Origin of the sequence: Pseudomonas sp. R2-7-07 (assembly GCF_003852355.1) — a bacterium.
In the GTDB taxonomy this organism is placed as follows: Bacteria; Pseudomonadota; Gammaproteobacteria; order Pseudomonadales; family Pseudomonadaceae; genus Aquipseudomonas.
In genome coordinates this window covers 4,206,776-4,218,695 of sequence record NZ_CP027759.1, presented here as the reverse complement: position 1 = coordinate 4,218,695, position 11,920 = coordinate 4,206,776, and the positions used below count along the sequence as shown (strand labels likewise).

General features: G+C 61.9%; 9 protein-coding genes. 5 read left to right on the top strand and 4 right to left on the bottom strand.

Annotated elements, in window-relative coordinates:
* Nucleotides 1-206: 206 nt before the first annotated feature.
* The 4 genes from pabB to C4J86_RS19250 all read right to left on the bottom strand — a co-directional run bounded on the left by pabB (nucleotide 207) and on the right by C4J86_RS19250 (nucleotide 4,711).
* Nucleotides 207-1,550 (bottom strand): aminodeoxychorismate synthase component I, encoded by a 1,344-nt coding sequence (pabB, locus tag C4J86_RS19265; protein WP_124371532.1) that lies wholly within the window; start codon nucleotides 1,548-1,550, stop codon nucleotides 207-209.
* A 100-nt stretch (nucleotides 1,551-1,650) separates the two neighbouring features.
* Nucleotides 1,651-2,637 (bottom strand): alpha-L-glutamate ligase-like protein, encoded by a 987-nt coding sequence (locus C4J86_RS19260; RefSeq protein WP_124363950.1) that lies wholly within the window; start codon nucleotides 2,635-2,637, stop codon nucleotides 1,651-1,653.
* A complete protein-coding gene (locus tag C4J86_RS19255) occupies nucleotides 2,637-4,169 on the bottom strand; it encodes an inactive transglutaminase family protein (protein WP_124363949.1) in 1,533 nt (510 codons plus the stop codon). Before C4J86_RS19255 ends, C4J86_RS19260 begins: the two co-directional genes overlap by 1 nt.
* Before the next feature lie 5 nt (nucleotides 4,170-4,174).
* Nucleotides 4,175-4,711 (bottom strand): ATP-dependent zinc protease, encoded by a 537-nt coding sequence (locus C4J86_RS19250; protein WP_124371531.1) that lies wholly within the window; start codon nucleotides 4,709-4,711, stop codon nucleotides 4,175-4,177.
* A 266-nt stretch (nucleotides 4,712-4,977) separates the two neighbouring features.
* Between C4J86_RS19250 and C4J86_RS19245 the strand changes: the two genes are divergently transcribed.
* From C4J86_RS19245 to prpF, 5 genes are all read left to right on the top strand, one after another.
* Nucleotides 4,978-5,676, top strand: a complete 699-nt coding sequence (locus tag C4J86_RS19245) for a GntR family transcriptional regulator (RefSeq protein WP_124363947.1) — start codon at nucleotides 4,978-4,980, stop codon at nucleotides 5,674-5,676.
* Between the two features lie 13 nt (nucleotides 5,677-5,689).
* Nucleotides 5,690-6,583: a methylisocitrate lyase gene (prpB, locus tag C4J86_RS19240; RefSeq protein WP_124363946.1), complete on the top strand. Its 894-nt coding sequence runs from the start codon at nucleotides 5,690-5,692 to the stop codon at nucleotides 6,581-6,583.
* A gap of 42 nt (nucleotides 6,584-6,625) precedes the next feature.
* Nucleotides 6,626-7,753, top strand: coding sequence for a 2-methylcitrate synthase (prpC, locus tag C4J86_RS19235; RefSeq protein ID WP_124371530.1), 1,128 nt, complete (start codon nucleotides 6,626-6,628; stop codon nucleotides 7,751-7,753).
* A gap of 192 nt (nucleotides 7,754-7,945) precedes the next feature.
* Nucleotides 7,946-10,540 (top strand): Fe/S-dependent 2-methylisocitrate dehydratase AcnD, encoded by a 2,595-nt coding sequence (gene acnD, locus C4J86_RS19230; RefSeq protein ID WP_124371529.1) that lies wholly within the window; start codon nucleotides 7,946-7,948, stop codon nucleotides 10,538-10,540.
* A gap of 10 nt (nucleotides 10,541-10,550) precedes the next feature.
* Nucleotides 10,551-11,741, top strand: coding sequence for a 2-methylaconitate cis-trans isomerase PrpF (gene prpF, locus C4J86_RS19225; RefSeq protein WP_124371528.1), 1,191 nt, complete (start codon nucleotides 10,551-10,553; stop codon nucleotides 11,739-11,741).
* The last annotated feature ends 179 nt before the right edge of the window (nucleotides 11,742-11,920 follow it).

Below are 11,920 nucleotides of genomic sequence, written 5' to 3'. Positions count from 1 at the left end.
TATTGGGAGATAATAGGCCCGAGTGGGTGAGCATGCAATCCCTGAAACAAGCTCTGACGATTGAGTGGCATATGTGATCCTTCACAGACGGCGGTGGGCGGCGGAAGTCGGACGCTATCGCGCCGCTCACTGTTGGTCCATTACCGTTCTGATTCAGGTTTTTTCGTGCCGAAGTCGCTGCCCTCAGCGGCAGGAGTGGCTTAGGGCTAGAGGCCTTCCAACGTGTGTAACAACACCTGTACCTTGGTCAGCGACTCCTGATATTCCGCCTCCCACTGCGAGTCCGCCACGATCCCGCCGCCGCCCCAGCAGCACACCTGCGCGTCCTTGACCAGCAAACTGCGGATGGCGATAGAGCTGTCCATTTCGCCGCGCACGTCCAGGTACATCAGCGAACCGCAGTACAGGCCGCGTCGGGTCGGTTCCAGTTCGTCGATGATCTGCATCGCGCGGATCTTCGGCGCACCAGTGATAGAACCGCCTGGGAAGCTGCCGGCGATGAGGTCGAGGGCATCTTTATCGTCGGCCAATGTGCCGGTGACGCTGCTCACCAGGTGGTGCACGTTGGGGTAGCTTTCCAGGCTGAACAATTCGGGTACTTTTACCGAGCCGATACGGCAACTGCGGCCGAGGTCGTTGCGCAGCAGGTCGACGATCATCAGGTTTTCTGCGCGATCCTTGGGGCTGGCCAAGAGTTCGGCGGCGTGTGCCGCATCTTCTTGCGGCGTCGGGCCGCGGGGGCGGGTGCCTTTGATCGGGCGGGTTTCAACCTGGCGCTGGCTGACCTTGACGAAGCGTTCCGGTGACAGGCTGAGCACCGCGCCACCCTCCGGCAGGCTTTGGAACCCGGAAAACGGCGTCGGGCAGGCCTCGCGCAGCGCGCAATAAGCGGCCCATGGATCACCGATGCAGGGCGCGCGAAAGCGCTGGGCGAAGTTGACCTGGTAGCAATCGCCGGCCTCGATATAGTCCTGTATACGCACGATCGCCTGCCGATAGGCCTCGGCCGTCAGGTCCGGTGCCATGGGACCTTGCAACTTGAACGCCGCAGACGTGTCGACGACGGCGGCGCTGAACAGGCTGATCAGGCGTTGCCGTTCGCTGTCTGCAAGACTGGGGTGGAACACCAGTTGGCTGGACTGCGCAGCGTGATCGCTGATCAGCGCCCAGGCATACAGTCCGAAGCGTGCGTCCGGCAGGTGCAAGTCGTCTACCGCCAGGTGCGGCATCTGTTCCAGGTGTCGGCCGAAATCGTAACTCAGATAGCCGATTAAGCCTCCGGCAAACGGCAGCTCCAAGCCAGCGGGCAATGCCGCTTCGCCCAAGTGCGTCAGGCTTTTGCGCAAACGTTGCAGGAAATCGCCGCCGCTTTCTTCAGCCTCAACCGCCAAGGTCGCCTCAGGCCAGGCGCTGAGCAGGTCATAACGGCCACGCTCGGCCGCCGGACGGCCGCTGTCGAGCAGCACCGCGCCGGGCGCATGGCGAATCGCCGCAAAATACTCGGCGGGGTTGGCCCGATAGGGCAACGGGTAAACGGAACAGGTCGACATGCGGGGGTGGATCAGCCAGTGGCGCGGGGGAGGGGATTGTAGTCCCCTGTAGGATTTGCTCCTAGAGGGGATGTCGGGGATAGACAGTTCGAAGGCCGGATCAGCCTTCCACGGGCGGTATATGGCCAAACATCTCTTGCACGAACTTCACCCGTTCTTCCGGCGTTTCGCTCACGCCAGCGGCTTTCAGTTCTTCCAGTCGCGCCTCCACCGCATGGGTGCGCAGAGTCAGGCCGCAGTCGTTGGCGATCTGGATATTCAGCCCCGGCCGCGCGTTCAGCTCGAGGATCAGCGGGCCTTTTTCCTGGTCCAGCACCATGTCCACACCGATATAGCCCAGGCCGCACAGTTCATAGCAGCCGGCCGCCAGCTTCATGAAACCGTCCCAGTTGGGCAGTTGTACGCCGTCCACCGCATTGGTAGTATCGGGGTGCTTGGTGATGATGTTGTTCAGCCAGGTGCCACGCAAGGTCAGGCCGGTGGCGAGGTCTACACCCACGCCAATCGCGCCTTGGTGCAGGTTGGCCTTGCCACCGGACTGGCGCGTCGGCAAGCGCAGCATCGCCATCACCGGGTAGCCCATCAGCACGATGATGCGGATATCCGGCACGCCTTCGTAGCTGATGCTCTTGAAGATCTGGTCGGGTACCACGCGGTATTCGATCAAGGCGCGATCGCGGTGGCCGCCGAGGGAGTACAGGCCGGTGAGAATGCTGGAAATCTGGTGCTCGATTTCTTCATGGCTGATGATCTTGCCGGACACCGTGCGATAGCGCCCCTCAAAGCGGTCCGCCACCACCAGGATGCCGTCGCCGCCGGCGCCCTGGGCGGGCTTGATCACGAAGTCGCTGCGCCCACCGATGATTTCGTCGAGCTTGTCGATTTCCTTCTCGGTGGAGATGACTCCATACATTTCAGGTACGTGAATACCGGCCGCCATGGCCCGTTCCTTGGTGATGATCTTGTCATCCACGATCGGGTACAGGCTGCGCTTGTTGTACTTGAGCACGTAGTCGGCGTTCCGCCGGTTGATGCCCATGATCCCGCGCGCTTCCAGGGCCTTCCAGGTCTTCCAGAAGCCGAACATTAGGAGTCAGCCTTCAGGAATGCCTTGAAACGTACCAGTTCGGTCAGGCGGTAGCCGCGATAACGACCCATGGCCAGCATGAAACCCACCAGGATCAGCAGGATCGCCGGGAAGGTGAACACGAAGTAGATCAGCTCCGGCACGCTCATGATGATGTGCGCCAGGGATGCCGCGAACAGCGTGCCGATTGCCACTTTCAGCGCATGGTTGGCCCCGCGCTCTTCCCAGGTGATCGACAGGCGTTCGATGGTCATGGTCAGGATCACCATCGGGAACAGCGCCACCGACAGGCCCCGCTCCAGGCCCAGCTTGTGGCTGAACAGGCTGATGGCGGCAATCAGCACCACCACGAAGGTCAGCACCACCGACAGCCTCGGCAGCATCTGCAGCTTCAGGTGTTCCAGGTAGGACCTGAGCGACAGCCCCAGCGCGGTGATGATTGTAAACAGCACAATCCCGAAACCCAGTTGCGTCTCGCGGAAGGCCAGGGCGATCAGCACCGGGGTAAAGGTGCCGAGGGTCTGCAGGCCGATCAGGTTGCGCAGGATCAGGATCACCAGCACGCCAATCGGGATCATCACCATGATCATGAACGTCTGCTGGGTTTGCAGCGGCAGGCCGTACAGCGAGTATTCGAGGAAGTTGGCGTCGGTGTTTTCGTCGGTCAGCTTGGCCAGGCGAATCGCGTTCATTTCGCTGTTGTTCAGGCTGAAGGTCACCATGGCTTTCTTGCCGCCATCGACCGTGATCAGGTTTTCATCGCCGGTCCACCACAGCAGGCGGTCGGCAGGCAGGCCTTGCTCACCGGTTTCCGGGTTGAAGTACAGCCAGTCATTCCCGTTGAAACTGCGCAGCCACAGTTCCGGAGATTGCGGCTGGTCGGCGACGAGGCGAATGGTGTGGACTTTTTCCACCGGTACGTGGGCGATGGACAGCAGCAATTCAACGATCTTGGCCTTGTGCGACGTCGACGGGTCGCCCGCCAGCAGCAGTTTCACATTGTCGTCGTTGAGGTTGTTGGTGCGCTTGATGGCTTCGGTAATAAAGGTCTCGACGTCTGCCGAGTGCTGGCGAATCGGCGCGAGCAAGGCTTCGGCGGCGATTTTTTCCGGGCCTTCCACGGCGATGCTGTCGCGGAACGTCGGGCCCTTGATCTTGACCTTTTCACCGCTGTAGCGCTTGGTCAGCACCAGGCGGTAATACAGGGTCTGGTTGCCCTTGGCGCGGCGCGCCGACCAGGTGACCTTGCGGTTGCCGTCGGCGCGGTTGACGCTCACCCCGTAGTTGTTCGAAATAAAGCTCTCATTGAGGCTGACGAAGTCGCGGCTCAACGGCGGCACGAACATCGAAACCTTGACCGGGTCCTTGGGGTTGGCGACGAACTCGACCTTCGCGTCGATGTTCCACAAGTCATCGGTGGCGTCCTCGGTGACAGGGATGCCCAGCACGAAGATCTGGTAGGCGGTGACCGAAATACCCAGCACCACCAAAATGGTGATCAGGATTTTCAGGTGCAGGGTCAGAGAGCGCATTCGGTTTACTCGGCGGTATGAGCGTCGGCGGCGCAGGCAGGTTTGCCTGCTGCATATTTTAGGCTGGGGTCGATCAGCGCATCAAAGCGCTTGAGCGCTTCGGAGCCGATCAGCAGCGGGTATTGGAAGGTGCTGCGGTCAGTCAAGTTCACTTCGATGCTGCGTAAAGCGCTGCCCATGCAGATATCCAGGGCAATCACCGGACGAGCGGTGTACTGCTTATCCTCATCGGGGTCGTAATCATCGGCACGGCGCTTGATCTTGCTGACGCGGGCCAGTGGACGTTCGATGGGGTGGGAATGGGCGGCATCGATGGCCAGGTAGAAGCGTACCCAGGATTCCCCGTTGCGCTTGAAGCGTTTGATATCGCGCGCACTCAGCGAGGCGGTCTTGGCGCCCGTGTCGAGTTTGGCCGCGACTTCCAGGTCGATGCCCGCCAGCTTGGCGTATTCATTCAGGCCATACACGGTCTTCTCGGCGGCAACGCCAAGGCTCGGCAGGGACAGTAGGCATAACAGTAGGGGGAAGGGCTTGAGTCTCATAATTCCTGAGGCGATGCAGTGCGAAATTCAAGGCGACTGGCATTACTGCGCAAGCTCCCTCGTGCGCCATTTCATCTAGCGATGTCAGGCAAATGCGGCGGGCATTCTAACATGATGCTTTTTTGGCGCCAGCGCTGGCAGGCGGCCATGCTCTTGGATCCACGCCGGAGGTTATTAGACGATTGTCGACAATGTTGATTTATTCTTTGACTAAGTGGGGGTAATTGACTAGTTTTTGCAGCATTGCTTTTAAAGGTGTCGACAATATGCTGGATCAAACGGAATCTCCGCCGGCGCTGTCGGACGAATCCCAAACTATGTCGGAAAACGTCTTCCGGCGAATCCAGGCCGCCATCGTCAAGGGCGAGATCGCCCCGGGCTCCAAGATTTCCGAACCGGAGCTGGCGCGCACCTATGGCATCAGCCGTGGCCCGCTGCGCGAGGCGATTCACCGCCTGGAAGGCCAGCGCCTGCTGGTGCGGGTGCCCCACGTCGGCGCCCGCGTGGTGTCGTTGAGCCACGCCGAGCTGGTCGAGCTTTATGAAATCCGCGAATCATTGGAGGGCATGGCGTGCCGGCTGGCGGCCGAGCGCATGACCGACGCGGAAATCGAAGAGCTGCGCCAGGTATTGCACACCCATGAACGGGATGCTGCGTTTCAGGCCGGTGTCGGCTATTACCAGCAGGAAGGCGACTTCGATTTTCATTACCGGATCATCCAGGGCGCCGGCAACCGCACCCTGACCCAGATGCTCTGCGGCGAGCTATACCAATTGGTGCGCATGTACCGCATCCAGTTTTCCGCTACCCCCAATCGTCCACGCCAGGCCTTTGCCGAGCATCACCGCATTCTTGACGCGATAGCCGATCGCGACGGTGAACTGGCCGAACTGTTGATGCGCCGGCATATCGGCGCTTCCAAACGCAACATCGCCCGTCACTTTCCGGACGGCGCTCCCCAATAAATAGAGGTGAGTCATGAGTTCCACGAACAACAGCACCCCAGGCCAGCGTTTCCGTGACGCGGTCGCCAGTGAGCAGCCGTTGCAGGTGGTCGGCGCAATCAACGCCAACCACGCCTTGCTGGCCAAACGCGCCGGCTTCAAGGCGATTTACCTGTCCGGTGGCGGCGTGGCTGCAGGCTCCCTGGGTGTTCCGGACCTGGGCATCACCGGCCTGGATGACGTGCTGACCGACGTACGCCGCATCACTGACGTATGCGACCTGCCGCTCCTGGTGGACGTGGACACCGGTTTCGGTTCCTCGGCGTTCAACGTCGCGCGCACCGTCAAGTCGATGATCAAGTTCGGCGCGGCGGCCATCCACATCGAAGACCAGGTCGGCGCCAAGCGCTGCGGCCATCGGCCCAACAAGGAGATCGTGTCCCTGCAGGAAATGGTCGACCGTATCAAGGCCGCCGTGGACGCGCGCACCGATGACAGCTTCGTGATCATGGCCCGCACCGATGCCCTGGCCGTGGAAGGTTTGGAATCCGCCCTGGAGCGTGCCGCTGCGTGCATCGAGGCCGGTGCCGACATGGTGTTCCCGGAAGCCATCACTGAACTTGAGATGTACAAGCTGTTCGCCTCGCGGGTGAAAGCGCCGATCCTGGCCAACATCACCGAATTCGGCGCGACCCCGCTGTTCACCACCGAACAGTTGAAATCTGCCGATGTTTCCATCGTGCTGTACCCGCTCTCGGCCTTCCGCGCCATGAACAAGGCTGCCGAGAACGTCTACACCGCGATCCGCCGCGACGGTACGCAACAGAACGTGATCGACACCATGCAAACCCGCATGGAGCTTTACGATCGTATCGACTACCACACCTTCGAGCAGAAGCTCGACGCGCTGTTTGCCGCGAAGAAGTAGCAAGCGCGCCTCCTTGAATAACGACAAAATTGGAGAAGAACCATGGCTGAAGCAAAAGTATTGAGTGGTGCCGGCCTGCGTGGCCAGGTGGCCGGGCAGACCGCACTGTCGACCGTCGGCCAGGCCGGCGCCGGCTTGACCTATCGCGGCTATGACGTGCGTGAACTGGCCGCCGATGCGCAATTTGAAGAAGTCGCCTACCTGCTGCTGTACGGCGAACTGCCGACCAGCGCCGAACTGGCCGCCTACAGCGCCAGGCTGAGCCAGCTGCGCGACTTGCCGCAAGCGTTGAAGGAAGTGCTGGAACGCATCCCCGCCGACGCCCACCCGATGGACGTGATGCGCACCGGTTGCTCGTTCCTGGGCAATATCGAGCCGGAAAAAGACTTCAGCGTGCAGCGTGACGTCACCGACCGTCTGCTCGCGGCGTTCCCGGCGATCATGTGCTACTGGTACCGCTTCAGCCACGACGGCAAGCGCATCGACTGCGTCACCGACGAGCCAACCATCGGTGGGCACTTCCTGCACCTGCTGCATGGCAAGAAGCCGAGCGATCTGCACGTCAAAGTGATGAACGTGTCGTTGATCCTCTACGCCGAGCACGAATTCAACGCCTCGACCTTCACCGCCCGGGTGTGTGCGTCGACCTTGTCCGACCTGTATTCCTGCGTCACCGCCGCCATCGGTTCCCTGCGCGGCCCGCTGCACGGCGGTGCCAACGAAGCGGCGATGGAGATGATCGAGCGTTTCGGTTCGGCCGAAGAAGCCGTCGAAGGCACCCTCGGCATGCTGGCGCGCAAGGACAAGATCATGGGCTTTGGCCACGCCATCTACAAAGACAACGACCCACGCAATGAAGTGATCAAGGGCTGGTCGAAAAAACTCGCTGACGAAGTGGGCGACACGGTGCTGTTTGCGGTTTCCGAAGCCATCGACAAGACCATGTGGGAGCAGAAGAAGCTGTTCCCCAACGCCGATTTCTACCATGCCTCGGCGTACCACTTCATGGGCATTCCGACCAAGCTGTTCACGCCGATCTTCGTCTGTTCGCGGCTTACCGGCTGGGCGGCGCACGTGTTCGAGCAGCGCGCCAATAACCGCATCATCCGTCCAAGCGCCGAGTACACCGGCGTTGAGCAGCGCAAGTTCGTGCCAATCGAACGTCGCTGAAGACCGACGATCCTGAAGTGGTAACCCAATCAAATGTGGGAGGGGGCTTGCCCCCGATAGCAATCTGTCAGTTGGTACAGCCGGCACTGAACCACCGCTATCGGGGGCAAGCCCCCTCCCACAGGTTGATCGTATTTCATTCCGGATCCGCGCAGGTCTTCCTTTTGCAATCACCGTAACCGAGTCCTGACGATGAACACTGAATTTCGCAAACCGCTTCCCGGCAGCCGCCTGGATTACTTCGACGCCCGCGCGGCTGTCGAGGCAATCACTCCCGGCGCCTACGCCACCTTGCCGTATACCTCCCGCGTACTCGCGGAAAACCTGGTGCGTCGTTGCGACCCGGCCAGCCTCAATGCCTCCCTGAGCCAGTTGATCGAGCGCAAGCGTGACCTCGATTTCCCATGGTTCCCGGCCCGCGTGGTGTGCCATGACATCCTCGGCCAGACCGCCCTGGTAGACCTCGCCGGCCTGCGCGACGCCATCGCCCTGCAAGGCGGCGATCCGGCGCAGGTCAACCCGGTGGTGCCGACCCAGTTGATCGTCGACCACTCCCTGGCTGTTGAAGCCGGTGGCGCCGACCCGCAGGCGTTCGAAAAGAACCGCGCCATCGAAGACCGCCGCAACGAAGATCGCTTCCATTTTATCGAGTGGACCAAGAAGGCCTTCAAGAACGTCGACGTGATCCCGCCCGGCAACGGCATCATGCACCAGATCAACCTGGAGAAAATGTCACCGGTGATTCAGGTGCGCGACGGTGTGGCCTTCCCGGACACCTGCGTCGGCACTGACAGCCACACCCCGCATGTGGATGCCCTGGGCGTGATCGCCATCGGTGTCGGCGGCCTTGAAGCCGAAAGCGTGATGCTCGGGCGTGCCTCATGGATGCGCCTGCCGGAAATCGTCGGGGTGGAGCTGACCGGCAAGCTGCAGCCGGGCATCACCGCCACCGATATGGTGCTGGCGCTGACCGAGTTCCTGCGCCAACAGAAAGTCGTCGGTGCGTGGTTGGAGTTCTTCGGTGAAGGCGCTTCGGCCCTGACCTTGGGCGACCGCGCGACCATCTCCAACATGGCCCCGGAATACGGCGCCACCGCAGCGATGTTCTACATCGACCAGCAGACGATTGCCTACCTGAAGCTCACCGGTCGCGAAGAGGAACAGGTCGCCCTGGTGGAACAGTACGCACGCCACACCGGGCTGTGGGCTGACGAGCTGAAAGGCGCGCAATACGAGCGCGGCCTGAGGTTCGACCTGTCCAGCGTGGTGCGCAACATGGCGGGCCCGAGCAACCCGCACGCCCGTGTCGCCACGCGTGACCTGGCGGCCAAAGGCATCAGCGGCCAGTGGGACGACGTGCCGGGGCAAATGCCTGACGGCGCCGTGATCATTGCCGCCATCACCAGTTGCACCAACACCAGCAACCCGCGCAACGTGATTGCCGCCGGCCTGCTGGCGCGCAACGCCAACCGGCTCGGGCTGACGCGCAAGCCGTGGGTCAAGTCGTCCCTGGCGCCGGGCTCGAAAACCGTGGCCATGTACCTGGAGGAAGCCGGCCTGGGGCATGAGCTGGAAAAACTCGGTTTCGGCGTGGTGGCCTTCGCTTGCACGACCTGCAACGGCATGTCCGGCGCGCTCGACCCGGTGATCCAGCAGGAAATCATCGACCGCGACCTCTACGCCACCGCTGTGCTGTCCGGTAACCGCAACTTCGATGGGCGTATTCATCCGTACGCCAAGCAGGCCTTCCTCGCTTCGCCGCCGCTGGTAGTGGCCTATGCGATTGCCGGCACCATCCGTTTCGATATCGAGAAAGACGTGCTCGGGCTCGACGCCGACGGCAAGGAAATCCGCCTGCAGGACATCTGGCCGAGCGATGAAGAGATCGACGCAGTGGTCAAGGCCTCGGTCAAGCCGGAACAGTTTCGCGCCGTGTATATCCCGATGTTCGCGATTCACGAAGACACCGGCCCTAAAGTCACCCCGCTGTACGACTGGCGCCCGCAAAGCACCTATATTCGCCGCCCGCCGTATTGGGAAGGCGCCTTGGCCGGCGCCCGTCCGCTCAAGGGCATGCGCCCGCTGGCCGTGCTGCCGGACAACATCACCACCGACCACCTGTCGCCCTCCAACGCGATCATGCCGGGCAGCGCCGCCGGCGAGTACCTGGCGAAAATGGGCTTGCCGGAAGTTGACTTCAACTCCTACGCGACCCACAGGGGCGACCACCTGACCGCGCAGCGCGCCACCTTCGCCAACCCGAAACTGTTCAACGAAATGGTGCAGGAAAACGGCAAGGTCAAGCAGGGCTCCCTGGCGCGTATCGAACCGGAAGGCACGGTCACGCGCATGTGGGAAGCCATCGAAACCTACATGGAGCGCAAGCAGCCGCTGATCATTATCGCGGGCGCCGACTACGGCCAGGGTTCGTCCCGCGACTGGGCGGCCAAGGGCGTGCGCCTGGCCGGTGTGGAAGCGATCGCCGCCGAAGGTTTCGAGCGCATCCACCGCACCAACCTGGTCGGCATGGGCGTGTTGCCCCTGGAATTCTTGCCGGGCACCGACCGCCACACCCTCAAGATCGACGGCAGCGAAACCTATGACGTGGTCGGCGAACGCACGCCGCGCGCGCAATTGACCCTGGTGATCAACCGCAGGAATGGCGAGCGTGTCGAAGTGCCGGTGACCTGCCGCCTGGACACCGCTGAAGAAGTGTCGATCTACGAGGCGGGCGGCGTATTGCAACGGTTTGCCCAGGACTTTCTGGAATCGGCGGCGACGGCCTGAGGGGTTAACCATGGCACACGTAGCGCAAATCAAGATCCCCGCCACCTATATGCGGGGCGGCACCAGCAAGGGGGTTTTCTTCAGCCTCCAGGACCTGCCGCCCTCGGCGCAGGTACCGGGCGCTGCCCGCGACGCCTTGCTGTTGCGGGTGATCGGCAGCCCCGACCCCTATGACAAGCAAATCGATGGCATGGGCGGCGCCACATCCAGCACCAGCAAAACCGTGATCCTGGCCAAGAGCACGCGTGCCGGGCACGACGTGGATTACCTGTTCGGCCAGGTGTCCATCGACAAGCCGTTTGTCGATTGGAGTGGCAACTGCGGCAACCTCTCGGCGGCGGTTGGTTCTTTCGCGATCAGCGCCGGCCTGGTCGACCCGGGCCGCGTGCCCCACAACGGCGTGGCCGTGGTGCGCATATGGCAAGCCAATATCGGCAAGACCATCATCGCCCATGTGCCGATCACCGACGGCGCTGTGCAGGAAACCGGTGATTTTGAACTGGATGGCGTGACCTTTCCGGCCGCCGAAGTGCAGCTGGAATTCATCGACCCGGCGGCGGAAGAAGAGGGCGGTGGTGGCTCGATGTTCCCTACCGGCAACCTGATCGATGAGCTGGAAGTGCCTGGCGTCGGCACCTTCAAGGCCACCCTGATCAACGCCGGCATCCCGACGATTTTTATCAATGCTCAAGATTTAGGCTACACCGGCACTGAGTTGCAAGGCGCGATCAATGGCGACCCGAAAGCCCTGGCGATGTTCGAGACCGTGCGTGCCTATGGCGCGTTGCGCATGGGCCTGATCAAGCACCTGGACGAAGCAGCCCTGCGCCAGCACACGCCGAAGCTGGCGTTTGTGGCCAAGCCTGCGGATTACGTGGCGTCCAGTGGCAAGGCGATCAAGGCCGGCGATGTGGATTTGCTGGTGCGGGCGTTGTCCATGGGCAAATTGCACCACGCAATGATGGGCACGGCGGCGGTGGCGATCGGCACGGCGGCGGCGATTTCCGGCACCCTGGTCAACCGGGCGGCCGGTGGCGTGGAACGCAATGCCGTGCGCTTCGGGCATCCGTCGGGCACCTTGCGCGTGGGTGCCGAGGCGACGCAAGTGAACGGTGAATGGGTGGTGAAGAAAGCCATCATGAGCCGCAGTGCGCGGGTGTTGATGGAGGGGTTTGTGCGTATTCCCGGTGACTCATTCTAAAACTCGGCACTGAGCTTTATGTGGGAGGGGGCTTGCTCCCGATAGCGGTGTGCCAGTCGACACATTCATCAACTGACCCACCCCCATCGGGAGCAAGCCCCCTCCCACAAGGGATCTCTATTCCAAGGCAGGCATCCAAGATCTGTCTTCAATAACCGTAAGCCGAGGACTGACCCCAA